This window comes from Candidatus Steffania adelgidicola (assembly GCF_020541225.1).
In the GTDB taxonomy this organism is placed as follows: Bacteria; Pseudomonadota; Gammaproteobacteria; order Enterobacterales; family Enterobacteriaceae; genus Steffania; species Steffania adelgidicola.
In genome coordinates this window covers 980130-998770 of the sequence record NZ_CP045889.1, presented here as the reverse complement: position 1 = coordinate 998770, position 18641 = coordinate 980130, and the positions used below count along the sequence as shown (strand labels likewise).

Annotated in this window: 8 protein-coding genes and 1 pseudogene; 7 read left to right on the top strand and 2 right to left on the bottom strand. The window is 34.9% G+C overall.

Going from position 1 to position 18641, the window contains the following annotated elements; all coding sequences use genetic code 11:
* Window positions 1-865 precede the first annotated feature (865 nt).
* The 4 genes and pseudogenes from fabR (at window position 866) to mreD (ending at window position 5013) form a co-directional block, all read left to right on the top strand.
* A pseudogene (fabR, locus tag GFK82_RS02815) lies at window positions 866-1470 on the top strand (HTH-type transcriptional repressor FabR).
* Window positions 1471-2307: 837 nt separating this feature from the next.
* Entirely contained in the window at window positions 2308-3351 is a 1044-nt protein-coding gene (locus tag GFK82_RS02810; protein WP_226810417.1) for a rod shape-determining protein, read from the top strand.
* Window positions 3352-3448: 97 nt separating this feature from the next.
* Window positions 3449-4522 carry a rod shape-determining protein MreC gene (gene mreC / locus GFK82_RS02805; RefSeq protein WP_226810416.1) on the top strand — a complete coding sequence of 358 codons (1074 nt, stop codon included), beginning with the start codon at window positions 3449-3451 and terminating at the stop codon, window positions 4520-4522.
* Between the two features lie 2 nt (window positions 4523-4524).
* Window positions 4525-5013: a rod shape-determining protein MreD gene (gene mreD, locus GFK82_RS02800; protein ID WP_226810415.1), complete on the top strand. Its 489-nt coding sequence runs from the start codon at window positions 4525-4527 to the stop codon at window positions 5011-5013.
* Window positions 5014-7425: 2412 nt separating this feature from the next.
* On the opposite strand, the gene rppH is transcribed toward mreD, so the two are convergent.
* Window positions 7426-7944, bottom strand: coding sequence for an RNA pyrophosphohydrolase (rppH, locus tag GFK82_RS02795; protein WP_226810414.1), 519 nt, complete (start codon window positions 7942-7944; stop codon window positions 7426-7428).
* Window positions 7945-9967: 2023 nt separating this feature from the next.
* On the opposite strand from rppH, the gene GFK82_RS02790 reads away from it, so the two are divergent.
* Window positions 9968-11224: a glycoside hydrolase family 10-like protein gene (locus GFK82_RS02790; RefSeq protein WP_226810413.1), complete on the top strand. Its 1257-nt coding sequence runs from the start codon at window positions 9968-9970 to the stop codon at window positions 11222-11224.
* A 2039-nt stretch (window positions 11225-13263) separates the two neighbouring features.
* On the opposite strand, the gene rpsT is transcribed toward GFK82_RS02790, so the two are convergent.
* Window positions 13264-13527, bottom strand: a complete 264-nt coding sequence (gene rpsT, locus GFK82_RS02785) for a 30S ribosomal protein S20 (RefSeq protein ID WP_226810412.1) — start codon at window positions 13525-13527, stop codon at window positions 13264-13266.
* 1816 nt (window positions 13528-15343) lie between these two features.
* Here rpsT and murJ point away from each other — a divergent pair.
* Together murJ and infA are read left to right on the top strand one after the other, a co-directional pair.
* Window positions 15344-16876 carry a murein biosynthesis integral membrane protein MurJ gene (murJ, locus tag GFK82_RS02780; RefSeq protein WP_226811290.1) on the top strand — a complete coding sequence of 511 codons (1533 nt, stop codon included), beginning with the start codon at window positions 15344-15346 and terminating at the stop codon, window positions 16874-16876.
* A gap of 743 nt (window positions 16877-17619) precedes the next feature.
* Complete coding sequence (gene infA / locus GFK82_RS02775; RefSeq protein ID WP_226810411.1) at window positions 17620-17838, top strand: translation initiation factor IF-1; 219 nt, start codon at window positions 17620-17622, stop codon at window positions 17836-17838.
* Window positions 17839-18641: the final 803 nt, after the last annotated feature.

The following is an 18641-nucleotide window of genomic DNA, read 5'->3' as shown; positions in this document are numbered from 1 at the left end:
ACAGCAGAGTATCTTCTATATCGATTGATTTTATATTAGTGGATGCTTTCTTATGAAAGAAAACGATTTTATTACATGAGATAGATGGTAAGACCATGTTATTAAGGGCATACTAAAAACTAGAAATTCAATTATCTCCATCCGGTAGATACAAGTGTTTTCAAAAATGTTTAATGACATCTCATTTAGCCATCATATTGTATCTATAAATTTTTCAACTTTGCATTCTTGACCAGCCCACTTGCCTTATCTCTTCATCGGGGTACTCAGGTACTAACGGAGAATAACAAGGAATCGATAAAGTATTTTGTTAATCTGAGTAATGATTTTGCTATAAAGAAATATAAATTTGGTCGCTGATATTCAGAGATTAAACAAGAACACTTCATTCGTCTAATGACTCTATTTTTAAAAGCATGGCATCATCCAGAAATGTAATGAGTACGTGGAAGATGTTTTATAAAGCGACTTCTCAATTCATATAAAAGAGGTATGAATCGCATTAAACGAATTTTGCGCACTGGAATTTAGGAATCACCTTAATTAACATCATAAAGAAATATATCACTATGTTTTGTAAAAACATCAATATATAGTATTATAAAAAATCACTTCAGAAGAAGCTATACTATTTTGGAGACGCAATATCGTTTATATACCGTCATATGATTTTCCGACGCGCCTTCCATGCAGGTCGTGGGTTTAAATCCGAATACTTAAAACGTAGGTATTGATACAAATCGATATTTAAAAAGTCAATATTTTATAACACTTCAACTTAATACACCGAAGCTGTGTCAGGTTATGGAAATATATTTTAATATAGTGGTCGATTTACGTTGATTAGGAGGGAAAGATCGTTTATATGGGCGTTAGAGTGAAACAAAAAGAACGGACCCGGCGTTCGCTTATTGCGCAGGATGTAGTCAGTTAAGCGCAGAACGCAGCCTCACCAGTTTGAGCTTACGCTAAGTTTCGCGAGAAGTCGGTATTGCACCCACCTCGTTTTATCGCCATTTACGAGATGTAAATTAGTTAGGTCTCACTATGGTAGATGAAAGCGGTCTCATGTTGCATTAGTTAATGTGTCAACCATATCAGTGGATCGGTAATGGTGGGAATGTGATTTGCACCTCAATGGTGACATTTATGGAATTTCTTGATAACAACCCCAATGCTGTTCGTTTCTTTCTTCATAAATGCTCCGGCACCTCTCGCGCCTTTCAAGCAGTAGTAGTGCGCGAAATTCAGAAATTTATTATGGAGCCTCCCGATTATTTAGAAATTTTAAACTATATGCCTCGTAGCTTCATCGAAGTGTAGGAAGAAGCTATGCTGATCATTGTTTTTAATACCGATCCAGGGGTTTTTGAGATTGCTGTGGAACAGCGCCGCTACATTAGAAGAGCATTAGTACTGCCAGCTACGTATGATTTTTAAGGGGTTTTTCATGGTTATCGTCGCGAATAAGAGAAAAATAACGACCTTGATTTATAATAATAGTTATTACTATAGTTCATCGACTTGATCTTGATTATACTATTTAAAATAAAAATAAACTTCTTTCCTTGAAAGAAACATCTTTTGTATTTTTTATGCTGTTTCAATGAATTTTGTTTAGGTATAGCGACTTTATAGGATAGATTAGGATTCTACTTGATTCATCTTTCACAAGAAAAACCTAAGTGTTAAATTTGGTATATTGTAAAGCTTGATATTAAATTGTTATTTAAAATTGATTAATGATAATTGATAGTCTCATACTATATAAGTATCATGGAATATAGATATTCCATCTATTAAAAATAGATGATTTAATATGCAAGACTTGCAATATCAATATCTAACTGTAAGTTCTTTCTCCCTATCCGTTTCTTATTAGAAATAATAGGGTATGCATAACGAAATAATTTGAGGTATATGTTTTTTAGTATCAATAAATTATTGATCATAATCAAGGAAGTGTTAAATGGTATTCAAGATTTGAGAGTGATATGAAATTCCCTCAGTATTAACGTACAATTCGGATCACTAATCCACTGATGATTATCAGGGTAATAAAACATTTTAATGGTGTAATATATAGAATTCCGACTCTGATATCTCTCAGGTTAGATTTTGAGAAAATCTTAAACATGCGCGTTACCTACATAAAATCTATAGAAAACATTTCACCGTGAGTTTTGAATGTTTATTGAGATGTATTTTCATAGAATCCGAGCTGTTTTACAGCTTGTGACTGTCTCTCGTAGTTGGTAAGGTGAATGAATTGTATTTATTCCTAATATTCAGGATGATTCTTTAGTTATGTTGAAAAGATTTCGCGGTATGTTTTCCAATGATTTGTCTATTGACCTGGGTACCGCTAATACCCTGATTTATGTAAAAGGACAGGGTATTGTTTTAAATGAGCCTTCTGTCGTTGCAATTCGTCAGGATTGCGGGGGCTCTCAAAAAAGTGTTGCGGCTGTTGGTCATGAAGCAAAACAAATGTTGGGGCGTACACCAGGTAATATTTCGGCCATTCGTCCCATGAAGGATGGGGTTATCGCCGATTTTTTTATTACCGAGAAAATGCTGCAGCACTTCATTAAGCAGGTTCACAGTAATGGATTTATGCGACCCAGTCCGCGTGTACTGGTGTGTGTACCGGTAGGAGCGACTCAGGTTGAGCGACGTGCGATTCGTGAGTCTGCACAAGGAGCAGGGGCCCGTGAAGTATTTTTAATTGAAGAACCGATGGCCGCGGCGATCGGTGCCGGCCTTCCTATCTCTGAGGCCACCGGTTCAATGGTTGTAGACATCGGTGGTGGTACCACTGAGGTGGCGGTGATTTCTCTTAATGGCGTGGTGTATTCTTCTTCTGTACGAATTGGGGGTGATCGTTTTGATGAAGCCATTATTAACTATGTACGCAGAAATTACGGATCCCTAATTGGCGAGGCTACAGCGGAGCGGATTAAACATAATATTGGTTCTGCTTATCCAGATGATGAGGTTCGTCAGATGGAAGTTTGCGGTCGTAATCTGGCTGAAGGTGTACCACGCAGTTTTACCCTTAACTCAAACGAGAGTTTAGAAGCGTTGCAAGAACCGTTAACTGGTATTGTTAGCTCGGTGATGGTGGCGCTAGAACAATGCCCCCCAGAGCTGGCTTCTGATATCTCTGAGCGTGGTATGGTTCTCACTGGCGGCGGTGCGCTCTTGCGTAATCTTGATCAGTTACTAATAGAACAAACTGGTATTCCCGTAGTGGCTGCGGAAGATCCGTTGACCTGTGTCGCACGCGGTGGCGGTAAGGCACTGGAAATGATCGATATACACGGCGGAGATTTGTTTAGCGAAGAATAAATCTTCTCGTAAAAGGGAGGAGGGCATTAGTCCGGGGTAATGCTTGAATGATCCATGTTGGATGATACCCTCTTTTATTAGGGGAAATAAATAGCTTATGAGGATTCAGTTTGGTAGAGGTTCTGCTCTGCAATTACGACTTCTTCTAGCGGTCATTGTGGCTATTGCCGCTATCATTGGTGATAGCAAATTGGGGATATTTCTGAAGATCCGCACCGATCTTAATATGGTTGTTAGTCCTTTTTATTTTCTAGCCCATGCTCCAAGCCAGATACTAGATAACATATCGCGGATACTCGCGAGTCATACTGAGCTTATGTTGGAAAATCGGCTTCTGCGAAAGAGTTTGTTGTTAAAGAACAGCGAGCAGTTACTGTTAGGAGAGTACAAGCAAGAAAATAATTTACTACGAAAACTGTTAGGGGCACCATTACGCCAAGATGAAGAAAAAATATTTACCCAGGTCATCGCTATTAGTACCGATCCTTATCGAGAACAAGTGCTAATCGATAAAGGGTTGGATAATGGTGTGTATATCGGGCAACCTGTTATTAGTGATACAGGCGTTGTGGGTCAGGTTATAGGTACCAGCAAACTTAACAGCCAGGTACTGCTGATATGCGATGCTGCTCACGCATTACCGATACAGGTACTACGTAATAACATTCGCGTAATCGTTTCTGGTAATGGTTGCATCAACGATTTACAGTTAGAGCATGTGCCAAGTAATACCGATATTCGCATTGGGGATGTGTTGGTGACGTCTGGCTTGGGTGGGCGCTTTCCGGAAGGCTATCCGGTAGCAGTCGTGTCTTCGATAAAAATTGATACCCATCGGGCCTATAGCGTTATTCAGGCACATCCCGCAGCATACCTACAACGATTACACTATCTGCTATTACTCCGGGTACCCAATCGAGGAAGGAAAATTCCACTCTCATTCGAAGAGGTCCGTAAGGTAGCTGATGAGCGATTAATAAAGATGATACTACCGTTACCTCAAGATATGCCTCAGCCGGTGATTCTTGATGTACCTCCAGCTTGCGGATTCAAATGCAGTCTAGCGGCTAGGGGGTATAATATTCAGGATACACCAGCAGCTTCGGATCAAGAAATAGGAAATGCGCGTATTCAGCGATGGTTATTATCATATGGAGTTGCAGGGGAGTGAGGATGAGCGGGTATCAGCGCCATGTTAGTTGGGTGATTTGTCTTTCATTTCTTATTGCAATTGTCTTGCAAATCATGCCATGCCCGCGTCAGTTTGACCCTTTTCGACCATCTTGGATTAACCTTATGCTGATTTACTGGGTAATGGCGTTGCCGCACCGGGTTAATATTGGTACTGGATTTTCCCTCGGATTAATTATGGATCTGATACTTGGCTCCACCCTTGGTGTACATGCGCTCTCGTTCAGTATTCTCGTCTATCTGGTGGTGTTTAAATTTCCATTTTTGCGTAATAAGGTTCTTTGGCAACAATCCCTAATTGTAATGCTGCTGTCATTAACTACCCAGATTATCATATTTTGGACAGAGTTTTTAGTTATTGATATTACATTCCGCCCGGAAATATTCTTTAGTAGCGTGATGGATAGCATATTATGGCCTTGGTTATCCCTACTAATGCAAAAAATATATCGTCAATTTTCCGTACAGTAAAAACCGAATACAATTATGATAATATGATGTATAAATACTAGTTATTTATTTGACCTCAGTATGTTAATTACATTAGGATTTTTAACTACAGTTAAGCTGAATTTCGAATTTTGATGCTATAGCATAAATGCAGCGGTTCTTTCTAAAGAAAATATATCTTTTAGTATATTAATTAAACTATAAAGATATTTTAAGGATAATTTTTGATTTTAAAGAAAGATATCACTGTAATTTCATATAAAACTTTACATTTGCATGGCAAGACTTATGTTTCATTATGAGTCCTTCTTTTTTCTATTTTAGAAAGCGAATATTTTATCCTATATCAAATTCTATAGATAACGGTTAGATTGATATCTTCTGATATCAAAGGGAGATATGGCTGTGTGAGATTTTATATGGTATTTTGTAAGATATTTTCGCTTCTTTTTTGGGAATACTTTATCTTTTTATCTTCATGATTCATGAAGAACTCCAGTCAGATCCTTGCTCCTTTTTAACATCACGAGAGATGCATGTCTGAATCGAGATGCGGTAGTGTTGGTGGGGGTATATATAAGTAATAGATGATATAAATCTTATCCTCAATATTAGGTTTCTTGTATCAGTGCTGTTATCAGGGTAATAGAAATTCATTAGTGTGCTGTTGTTATTAATACGCTCGCAGTGAGAATTAGTGTATCAAAAGATTAAGAAAGGAAGAGGATATAATCGTATACACTCAACATTCCATCAATCAATCTGAATTTTGTACTCAATATAGGAAAAATATTATACAAATAGGTGAATAGATACGATTGTATGAAGTGGTTTTATTTATCTAAGCATCTTACTTAGAGTTGCTATGAGGAACTGAAAAAGTGAAAGACGTATACGACTGTAAGTCGCTACTGTGAGTAACGCTTTAATTTTCGCTAATATCGCTAAATAATAGATAACACCGCTAGGTGTAATAATCTTCTTCCTTAGCACCAGCTCAGAATGAGATCACCTAAAAATCACCGTTGTACATACATTGTTAGTCAATGGTATCAGGAATACTATGTTTGATGATGATAACGCTTCGTTGATTTCTCTGCTTTGTCCATTCCTAAATTAGGCCGCCAGGATTTAAGGAATCTTAGGCTGTGAGTGTTAATTCACAGTTTATGATACCAACTAGTTATGAGTTCAAGTGGGATGCACAGTTTTAGATAACTAGGCTATTTCTCTCTCTACATGTTCTGAAAAATAAGCTTTTCTGTTTGAATATTTTCATATATGTAGTAATTCTACTTGTATAGCTTGATGTGTCTTATCGCCTATTTAACTTCTAAGGATTATGGAATCCTATTTTTATAGAACCAAAAGATAAACACCTTCATGATAATTTTTAAAAAATATCAATAAATTATTGTACTTCATTGCTTGCATTGAGTGCACGTATAATCAAACGCAAGATCATCTTAGAGGATAAGAGGGGTCTTGCGACAAAACATTGCTTATATTGAAATTATAACCATCTCTGGTTAAGTAGAAGTGATGCAGATGTTGAGTAAGCTTCGATATGTATTTTATACTTCTCAGTATATAAGAATTGACGTTGATAATAATAGGTAACGTTCTTAGCAGAACGTTTCGAGGATTGTTTTAGAAATAGCTTTGGAATTTTCTTAATAGAATTTCCCCCTGTTTTCTAAAAGAACGATATTTTCTAGCTTTCGGAGGACTCTGTGAGCTAAAGATTTATATCCTCTACCAATCATTAAGATTTTAGTCATATTGTGCGCTTAAATCGGTATTGAGAATAACTGTGATGTTTTAGTATTGTGCGGGTTATCCTGCAGTACCCCCATCAAGTTTCTCCTAATTTATTACGGAAAATGAATCAGATGTGACATTTATGATTATCTGTATGAGGTTTTAAGTTACTCAATCGGATTATTTACTATCATCAAGATGCAACATCCATCGCTCACTCAGGCTATTGATATACCTCATGTGTACGAAAAACAAAAAGACATACCGGTTACTAAGTTAGTAATACACGATTGATTTTTTTATCATACGACCAATACCTAAACCGTTGCGTTGCTCTGTCAGAATGAGTATTAGCCACTTAAATAAGTGGCTAATATATCCATATTCTTTTCGACAGGTTTTTAACCTGAGAGGAATCTCGGGATCTCGAATCAGCTTGCAAATAACTCCCTTGTTTACTATCATTTCGCATGTAGGGATCTGGAATTTATTTGAAATAGTATTTTTATACTAGGTAATAGAAATGACGATCTGTTTCCTTTAAAGAAAACCAACAGATTTTAGTATATATCCCTTCAAATGTGTTGTTTAAGAAAAGCGAAATAGAGCCGATAAATTTTCTGTGATGATGACTTTTTGAGCATGTCTTAAAAATGTATCAGTATTATCTGATTATTTAGATTTTTTTCGTCTGTGCGGAAAGACTGAAGAGTGCATACCTGACGTTATAGCCGCAGAAAATTCTTTCATTACCCGACGATAAACGTCTCGTTTAAAAGAAACGACCTGACGTACCGGATACCAGAAGCTAACCCAGCACCACATATCAAATTCAGGGATTTCTCCCTGGCGCATATTGATAGCTCCATCTGAAGATATAAGTCGTAGAAGAAACCATTTTTGTTTCTGACCAATACATATTGGTTTTCTATCCCAGCGCACTAATCGCTTGGGAAGTTTATAACGTAACCAGTAATGCGTTGCAGCGAGGATATCTACATCTTTTCGGCTTACGCCGATCTCTTCAAATAACTCACGGTACATTGCCTGCTCAGCGGTCTCGCCAGCATTGATACCCCCTTGAGGGAATTGCCAGGAACGCTGACCATAGCGCTTAGCCCATAGCACTTGCCCGTTGAGATTGCAAATGACAATACCAACATTCGATCGGTAGCCATTATTATCGATCACTGGACTACCTCGATTACAGAAGATGCAAGATCTTCTAATTATTTCATACTCGTTCTGTACGGTAAAGTCTATGTTTAGAAGCTTGCTCATTTTCTTCTAGAGCAATTTACAAAAAGTCCTGTATTGAAATTATTTCTGTTTAAAATAAAGGCTCATAGCCCTGAGAATTTAATAAACAAGATAATCCTATATGCCGAATATTTATCATTTTAACTGATTGATATAGTGGTGAAGATTTTGATTGTAATTAAATGAGTTGCTTAGAGCACCTAATAACATATTTTTACTGTATGTTTTTCTGATTTTTAAATAGATTATTACATTTGATATAGTAGAGTAAATTTGCTTAATGCTATTATCTATAATAGATCTACGGGTGTGAGTGCTAGATGATTTAATATGCTTTATTAATTTCTATTAATAACTAAGACAAAATGTATCTTGTAGGTTGTTTTGAATTTGTTGCATAGTGTTAAGAATTGTTTTGTATATGTGTATATGTCTTGCTTAAAACAAATAAGACTAGTCTCCTATGCTTCTATAATAATCATTAAGCATAAGTGTTAAAAGATAAGGATAGGATCCTGTTACCTAAGATAGGATTATGTTGACTTTAGTGTGATTTAATATGGATGGATTCAGCACTATCTACTAAACTAGTAGATAGTGAGTAAGCAATCATATTTCTGCTAAATAAGTTTACTATTTGATAAAAATATCAATATTCATTAGAATTTTTGAATCAAGAGCTAATTTTTGCTATATTTAAGGCATAAATATATGCCTTGATTATTCGATTAATTTTTATCTATCAATCTTCTTTATAAAAGAATGCCTATTAAAAATCTAGTTAAGTAAGATACTATCATGCTTTGTCGATACAAGCATGAAGTGATGACGCCCAATATCAAGGTTGCACGTCAGATCAGTTATAATCTTTTATTTGCTTTTGCTCAGGGCGATAGGAGTGATCAATGAATGTTTTGTGAATGGTAACAACATGATCAATTTTAGAGAGTGGGTGTTTTTAGGATACAATCCTATGCTATCTTTTAGATGTAAGCGTTAGGGACGAATACTGATATCTGTCAGTAATCTTTTGATAATTAAGTAGTAGTTTAATCTAAATGGGGATGCTTTTTTATATGAGAATTCAGATGAAAGTGCTGATTACTGAATCAGAGAGTGAGAATTTTTTGTGAAATACATGAGAAAATATTATGTCTACAGTATAAAATATATAATAGCATAATCAAGCATTGCTTAATGAAAAATGTGTACGCGTAGATTATATAATATAATCACTGTTAATCCCTGGTGATAAAGTGAAGAGGATGAATAATTCATAATGAGTTTTTACATGTGTTTATAACTATACGTTAAGTGCTAATAAACAATAATCAAAAAACAATTATAGACTTTTGCTTTTTCCAAGCAAGCGCATTTTTATGGAGAAAGGAAATATGCACTTTCCTTAGTTAATGTCTACATTTTGTAGCAAGCAATGTATTAGTTCATTGTAATATCCCAAAAGGAAAAATATAATCTAGCAATGTATATAGGTATATAAAAGATGTGTTAACTGAAGTATTATTCAGTACTTAAGATGATACTGTGAGAAAATCTTTCTCTTTGCGATTAAGCAAAGATTTGATTATTATCAGATCGTAATAACTTTATTAAAGTCAATAGAAGCCTAAAAATTTTAACATAAATGACTTGAAAATAAATACGATTATCTTTAGGGATATGCTTGGGGGTGACAATAAGTTTCGTAGCGGCCATGCTCTTATCCCTATTAATTAGTGTAGAATTGGTGTAGAAAATATTTTCTGTTTTTCTCTTATTAAGATGTATAGCTAAGTATCATACTCTTATTACATCTCAAAAATATGTAAAGTTAGCTGTGATGATGAGGGAACAATATTTCGAAATCTTTACATAGAAAACTTAATAATCAGTGCGTTATGTGTTTATTTAGAGGAGAATAGATCTGCGTTATAATAAAATGGTACGTAGCATCATGCTAGTATTATTCTGCTTGGGGTTTTTGCTAGGTGCTAAGCATGAACGATCGATAGAGTTAGCGCCGTTTTCAACTAATAAGTCTCAGGAACTTGATGTTCGTGGTGTCTGGTTAACTACTCTTTATGGGCTTGATTGGCCTTCAATCTCTAGTCTTGATGCAAAAAATGATGTTTTGCGGATTCGATTGCAGAAAAAAGAGTTGGTAGCTAAGTTGGATAATCTAGTAAGATTAGGGATTAATACAGTTTTTTTTCAGGTCAAACCCGATGGTAATGTTCTGTATCACTCTGCGATTTTACCCTGGTCTGAGGTTCTAACAGGAATAGCAGGTCAGGACCCGGGCTATGATCCTTTAGAATTTATTCTTGAAGAAGCGCATAAAAGAGGTCTAAAAATACATGCGTGGCTCAATCCATATCGAGTTACTCTAAATACGCACTTAAAAACCTCTTTAAGACTCCATGTAATGCTTGGTGTATCACCCGCGAGCGTTTTCTCATTGCATCCTGACTGGATCCGGATAGCTCGTAGCCATTACGTTCTGGATCCGGGACTGCCAGATGTTCGAAATTGGATTACAAACATAGTTAGGGAACTAATCAATAATTATCAAGTTGATGGGATTCAGTTTGATGATTATTTTTATGATGAAAGTAAAAACTCTCAGTTGGATGATGATGCTACATATCATCAATATGGACAAGGTTTTACTGAAAAAGCTGATTGGCGCCGCAGCAATACATTGTGCATGGTGCAGCAGGTATATCACGTAATAAAATCCCTTAACGCGAATATTAAGTTTGGTATTAGCCCTAACGGGATATGGCGTAACATAGCAGATGATCCACGGGGTTCAGCTACTGAAGGGGGGGGGGCTGCATACGATACCGCTTATGCAGATATTAGGCAGTGGGTAAAAAATGGACTTATAGACTATGTTGCCCCGCAGTTGTATTGGCCTGTAAAGCACAAGAAAGTCAGATATGATGTGTTAGCAAAATGGTGGTCTGAGGTTGTGCGCGATACCGATACTCAGCTTTATATTGGTATTGCGCTATATAAAATAGGAAACCCTACAAAATCTGAACCGGATTGGGGGTTAGAAAATGGAGTGTTAGAGTTAAGGAGAGAATTAGATTTTAACGATAAGTTACCAGAGATAAGCGGAACCATTCTATTTAGGGAAGCTTATCTCACCCAGCCACAGACTGCCACTGCGGTAGACTATTTAAAATACCGTTGGAATCCTTAAATTGAGATAACTAAAACAGATATTGGTCGTTAGGTTATCAAAGTACCATATAAGCTCAAGATAATATTAAAGCAACTTACATGCAAGTATGCATGTGTAACCATTTATTTTTATAAATAGTAAAGGTATTATATACCTTAAACAATAATCTAAGTAATAAGATAAAAGCTATTATATTTAACAATCGAGTATCGATGTTTAAGAACTTTTCTAGATTACTAGCCTATATATACCCAAGCTTAGTTTATATTAGAATGCATGGATAGAAGAAAAATATGAAATATGAGAAATATCGTGCGATATAGAATCTCTTTTCGGAGTTTAGATGCTCTCCTTAAGTTTAAGTTATAAGCGAGATGATCTATTCGCCCGATAATATCATAATATTACTTCAGTAAATAGGGTACTCTTGATGCTTATTTGATCTTATTTAAAAAGCAAGATGAGTATCTTTTCCTTATATTTTTACTGATTGGTATACAGATGCTATAGGAGTAATTAACAAGATGGTTCTCGTAGAGAACATTCCTATATGAGGAATGTATAACCTATTGAGAGTGGTTAAATTAAACTGATTTATTACATAATAGTCAACAAGCGTTTCCACTTCAAAATCAATATCATTTGTATTTACATACTTAGCTTGGCTATTTAAATAATAAAACTATTTTCTTCAAAATCACACACCACACGGGCAGGATCATTATATACTGTAAAATATATATAGTTGTTATTAACAACTATATATTTCCGCGTTTATTTATCATAAAAGATAGGAAGATCAAAACGATAAGTGCGATGTGTCCTACCATTCTTTGCTGGAATTTACTCGGCCTAGTCGAAAAAAAACAAGATGTTGTTTTTCTGTTTCATATGCATCTCTAATTAGTATTAAATACAAAACAGTTTTTCAAAGATTGCAGCATGTTATATGAATGATGTTTTAATGTCGCTAGGTTGACTATAATGCTGCTAATACGACACTTATTTTAGATAAAGTGTAAAGTTAGCTGTTTTGATCTTGCGATGAGTTTTTTTTCTTACCGCTGACGGACACGCAGTTGTGTAAGCTAGAAGCGATTAGGTCAACACTATTAAAATTTATGTTTATGTCATGAACTTTAATAGTGCCGTTGTTTTGACTAAGTAGCTTGACTAGGGGTTTTAGCATTGTGTTCTTGTTGTAGTTGTGTGTTTTTAGTAAAAACTATTTATAGCATGAGTTTTTTTAGTACAAGCTGCTGAGCAGATCTATTCATTCAATACATGGCTCGTGCATAATAAGCATGCTATAAACGGTATAGACATTTTTACGCTAAGGTGTTGTCCTGATGATCATACCGGCTTGATTGATGTTGAGACAATACTGTCTATTTAAGGATGATGGGGGGAGGATATTGTGTTTATCTGAATAACCTTAGCGAAGAGAATTTAAGAACAGATAGAGTTGATGCTGGCGTAGGGTTGAGAACTAGTAAAAGATGTTATGCTATATTCTTTGCCTAAACGGCTAACACCTAATAAAATTTTTAGAAAAAAGGTTACCCATACTATATATTCTTTAATGATAAATGAAATAATCGTGGAAACGATTAAGCGACAGGTTTAAAGTGAAGAATTATTTCTTTCATATTTATCTTTACCGCTTTTTCTAGTTAAGGGCTATTAGCCTAGAAGAAAAAACGGCAAGGATCAGGATGAGTATGTAATACTGGTTTTATCCAGAACTAGTATGGACTATCGTACAAAAAAAGAAAATCATAGTTGAAGTGAAAAAGATAAAGCCCATCGTGATTTTATCTGGTTTAGTGAACTATTCACTTTATAAGTGAGATTTATCGTTGCTCATTTCGACTAATGGATACAAAAAATCCCACTTTTTTTTAAAATTGGAGCTGTTGAAATGAACTAAAAGTAAAAAATATCATTTTTCTTCTATACAAGCACTCGTTGATTTACATATATTGTCTGGGTTAAAGAATCTAGTTAATTTGGCAGCGATTTAAAAGAGTTTTTAGGTTAGATCGAGATGGCAGAAATTACTGCATAGCGTTGATTTTTGCAGTGAGATTTGATTTATAGCGCGCTGCTTTATTTTTGTGAATTAACCCGTTACTGGCTTGACGGTCCACAATTGGTTGCATGACAAAGAAGGCATTCTGCGCTGCTTCTTTATTACCGGTAGCAATAGCAGTATGAACCTTTTTGACAAAGGTTCGCATCATAGAGCGCCGACTTGTATTATGTTGACGACGCTTTTCAGACTGTAGAGCACGTTTTTTAGCAGATCTGATATTAGCCAAGGTTTCACTCCTAAAATTTAATATTTAATAATTTAAAGGTTAAGGAAAGGGCTTGTTTATTCTTGTCAAGAAATTTTTTAAAAAATGACACTCAAACATCTATTGTCTATTAGCAATAGAATTCTGAGTATAATAGCAGTATTTTTTAGCAGAAAAAAGTAATAAAGTAGTTTTTAGCCAGAAAAAATAGCAAAGACATTATTATAGACATTATGATAATAGAGTTATTAAACTAAATGTTCTATTTTGAACTTTTCTTATCAAGATGTAAAACGATTAAATTTGAATCATGTTTTTTATGTAAGTGATTTATTTTACTGTAGATCTAAATGATGGTATTACGAATAAAGGATACAACGACTAAGATACAGTTAAGTTAATTGATATAAATTTAAAATATATCTCTTATTAGAGCAACTATATAAAGGTAAAATTATCAGCTACAGGCTAGAAAAAGATTTGGAACAAGATCTAAAAGCTTACTTCATTATAAAAATAGGCACAGTGTTTTAAGGGGATGATTGCATTTCTATTCCATAGAAAACAAGCATATTTTAACCTAGAGAAGGAGAGTTGGATAATAAGTAAGAATGATTTTGATATTTTCTGTTTTTACAAAGTCTTGATTCAGTACTACTAAAAATTTTTACTCTTGATAGAGTAAGCTACTTTATTAAAAGCAGATGCAATTTTTATTGATTAATACTAAATATCTTCGATTGTATTTCTCTGTATATTCTTTATATACAAAATTATATGAGGTATCGAGTAGGATACTGGAAAATCGAAAAAATAGTTATCTGTTACGTAAAGGATATTCTATTTTAAGTCTTTAGGCTATAATAAACTCTTACTAGAGTAGGGATTAAACTTTATTCATGACCTGAAGAATATAAAAGATGTGTATATAGTAAAGCATTCTTGATTTAGATTGATTAACAATAGTATGTGATAGTGTACAAATTATTTAGCTAGATAAATATTGTATTCTACATAACACTTTTACCAAGTATCATTAAGATAAGTATCTTTAATTACATAATCATAAAATTCAAATAAGAAGCGAGAGATATCTTTTTCAGCACGAAATCCATTTTTTATTTTATTCTTCGGTAGAATATATTTTGTTATGAGTATTTTGTTTTAATAAAATTAAAGGGATGCTTACGCCACTTTAGAAGTTTTATATAGTGTTTCTATACTTTAAACAACGGATGTTGTATTGATCATTATCAAATTGATACTCATTTAAGCGTCTCGATAATAAAAATAATCTAAATATTTTTAAGATATATACTGTATATCTGAAGTTAAATGATATATCAATATTTGATTAAATGGATTTTAATAGTTAATGGTTAATAGTTAATAGTTAATAGTTAATAGTTAATAGTTAATAGTTAATAGTTAATAGTTAGTAGTGAATAGCATTATTATTTGGTAAAAGATTATGCTTTTACCTTTTTCCTCACTAGGGTAAAGATACAAAGCAAGTAGAGAATTGTTACATCGTATCTTAGATACTCTCTTTTTATCTTTCTATATGGATATCAAAATACACCTAAAATTAATCAGATTTCTTCGATAGAAAATCTGATTTAAATAACCATATTACATATGGGATGTCTAGAGACTGATTACCCATCCTAATTATGTAATAACATTTTGGATGATAGTCTGGGTGATATATCACAAGGTTATATTAGCGATTATTTTTGAACAGGGTATACTAGTGCTCTCTAGTAGTCTTAAGACTACTAGAGAGATATATTTACTTTAGGTGGGTAGAAATCTGGTAGAAGCAAAAAATAACACTATGAATTTATTAAAAGTGCTGACGGCAGTCAGCACTATGACTTTTTTTTCTCGTATATTAGGGTTTATCCGTGATACTATCATGGCAAGAGCATTTGGGGCTGGTATGGCAAGTGATGCTTTTTTTATAGCCTTTAAAATCCCAAATTTGCTGCGACGCATTTTTGCCGAGGGTGCTTTTTCACAAGCGTTTGTGCCGATTTTATCGGAATACAAGAGCTGTAGAGAAGATGAAGAAACGCGCAGGTTTCTCGCTGGTATCGCTGGGTTACTAACATTGGTGCTAGCGTTAATCACTATGGCTGGTATGTTGGCGGCACCTTGGATTATAATGATCACCGCGCCTGGATTTACGGATACGCCATCGCAATTCGCTTTAACGACAGAACTTTTACGTATTACGTTTCCCTATATCCTTTTGATTTCGCTCACCTCGTTAGCAGGTGCAGTCCTGAATACCTGGAACTGTTTTTCAGTACCAGCCTTTGCACCAACGTTGCTTAACATCAGCATGATTGGTTTCACTCTACTTGGTGCCCCCTTATTTCATCCGCCGGTTATAACACTCGCCTGGGCAGTAGTGGCAGGCGGTTTCATGCAGCTCGTTTATCAATTACCACATTTAAAGAAAATCGGCATGCTCGTTCTGCCAAGAATACAGCTAAAGAATGTGGGTATTTGGCGAGTATTGCAACAGATGGGACCGGCACTTCTAGGTGTATCTGTTAGTCAGATTTCTTTAGTAATCAATACTATTTTCGCTTCTTTTTTAGTATCCGGTTCAGTGTCTTGGATGTATTATGCTGACCGTTTGATAGAATTGCCTTCTGGGGTTTTCGGAGTGGCATTGGGAACCATTTTGCTGCCTTCGCTATCCCGTAGTTTTAACCGCGGTAATCATGATGAGTACTCCCGTTTATTGGATTGGGGGCTGCGATTATGCTTTATGTTAGCCTTGCCCAGTATGGCAGCGCTTATTATTTTAGCACACCCCTTAACTGTAGCATTGTTTCAGCACGGGAAGTTTTCCTCGTTTGATGCTTTGATGACGCAGAAAGCAGTCATGACCTATTCAGTTGGCCTGGTTGGTTTAATCTTGGTAAAAGTATTAGCGCCTGGATTCTACTCGCGTCAGGACATTAAAACGCCAGTACGTGCCGCGATAATTACCTTGTGTATGACACAAGTCATGAATCTACTTTTTATTGGTCCACTACAACATGCTGGTTTGTCGCTCTCTATTGGCCTAGCTGCTTGCCTTAATGCTAGTTTGTTATATTGGCAACTTCGACGGAAAAAACTGTTTTATCCGCAACCAGGTTGGTTTGGTTTTTTTTGTCGACTCTTTCTAGCAGTTATGATTATGGCGGGAGTATTGATTGGATTACTCAGAGTGATGCCAGAATGGGCGCAGGATAGTATGCTCGTATATTTACTCGCCGTAGTAGTGATAGGGATGGTTGTCTATTTAACCATGCTATGGCTTTTAGGATTGCGTCCGGATCACTTCCGGTGCTTAGTACAGTCAAACTAAAAGTATTAAGTATTTTTCACTAATACTGTTTCAACCTTTATCGTGTAACAATAATTAAATCTATATTTAATGATGGCGCTAAACATATTACTATAATGTAATTACAAGCTATTATCCCATTCCTCTAAAATGAGCTCAATGATAGATCTTAAGACTATTTATATAAATTTTTACTATAAATTGGTGAATGAATATTCCTCTGTGGGGAGGAGGTATTAAAAGCCAATAAAAGAGTCTTTCCATTCCTTTGGATGCTCTATTACTGGTTAATGAAAATTGTAGGCTATACTTCATTAAGAAAGATAGCCATGTGAAGATTTACGTGGCATTAGTGTAAAATACTATATATTTATGTATTTTTAATAGGGTGCAAGCAATAGGAAAAAACTGTGATTTTGAATGTAATTATATCGTAATTATTTATTAGCCATTACTTCATTTATCTACTTATACGTAGCTCTAATAAGTTTAGGCTCCTAACTTATCTACAGTCCACTCTGATTTTAAGAGTGAGTGTTATCTCATTATAGAACGCGATATATAATGATTAAGAAGGAATCCTTCTATATATTAAATATGAGTTAGAGATTACTCAAAACTGTTAGATATCTTTATTGTGTTTCCTAGTTATAAAGGAAGAGAGGATGGGGTTTGCTTTATCATTTCTTTACATAAAGAGGGTTTTTCGGCATTATCTTTAACGTTCCCGTTTGACACGGTGATATTCAAACTTAGAGGATGCGATGGTTAAAGAAGATAATATTGAAATGCAAGGCACCGTACTAGACACGCTACCTAATACCATGTTTCGCGTGGAATTAGAAAACGGACATGCAATAACTGCACATATCTCTGGTAAAATGCGGAAGAACTATATCCGGATCCTGACAGGCGATAAGGTCACTGTTGAGCTAACTCCTTATGATCTAAGCAAAGGTCGTATTGTTTTTCGCAGTCGATAAGATTGTCGAAGTATTTTATTTCGGCTGGTTCCTGCGATAATTATCGTCGGTATAATATAAAATTATTTACTTTATACTGGGATCTTGCCGATTTTTTTATTTTTCACAATATCTAAAGAGAAGTCATGACTCTATCATCCGGTACTTGAACTTTTTCTTATCGCATGCTTAAAGATTACTCGCCTCTTGATTTCAATGTCAGGCCTGGAAAATTCGCATCCTCGTTATTTCAGCCATAAATCTGTTAGCACTTATATTTTATTTTGTTTTTCCTTGATTTATTTCGGTTGGCTTTTACTAATCTTGGATCTGTTTTGATTATCGATTTTCACTATATGAAAGTAATCCTATACGTGCCTTCGCATCTTTGGACAGGAACGAATATTGATAGATCATCTAAAATTAAACGGATAGATGGTTCTCTATATTTGGAATTATTAAAGAGAGGGATAAGCTGGAACAGCATACGCTGGAGTCTTTCGATAAAACAATAGAATCACTTTGATTTTGAGTATAGTACCTGTACTGCAACTCAAAAAATCACCTTGGTTAGATTTTTTTGGATTTTCTTAGATTCTGCATATTTCATTTTTTTCTAGTACCGGTTCATTAGCTAGTTGATGGACTCAGTATTCACTGTTAATGAAGGTTATCACTAAAGTTTTAATGTGGTTTTCTAGCGGGGGGGGTGTTGTTTTTTCTTGTGTTTGAAATCTGGTATTGGAATCTACTTTTTATAGATTTTGTGGAAAACAGAATTAACTGTGTCTAACAGAGAATATTATGGTTGATATAAAAAAACT

Coding starts and splice junctions, on each gene's coding strand:
- GFK82_RS02810 (WP_226810417.1), top strand. CDS start 2,308: ATGTTGAAAAGATTTCGCGGTATGTTTTCCAATGATTTGTCTATTGAC.
- mreC (WP_226810416.1), top strand. CDS start 3,449: ATGAGGATTCAGTTTGGTAGAGGTTCTGCTCTGCAATTACGACTTCTT.
- mreD (WP_226810415.1), top strand. CDS start 4,525: ATGAGCGGGTATCAGCGCCATGTTAGTTGGGTGATTTGTCTTTCATTT.
- GFK82_RS02790 (WP_226810413.1), top strand. CDS start 9,968: ATGCTAGTATTATTCTGCTTGGGGTTTTTGCTAGGTGCTAAGCATGAA.
- murJ (WP_226811290.1), top strand. CDS start 15,344: ATGAATTTATTAAAAGTGCTGACGGCAGTCAGCACTATGACTTTTTTT.
- infA (WP_226810411.1), top strand. CDS start 17,620: ATGGTTAAAGAAGATAATATTGAAATGCAAGGCACCGTACTAGACACG.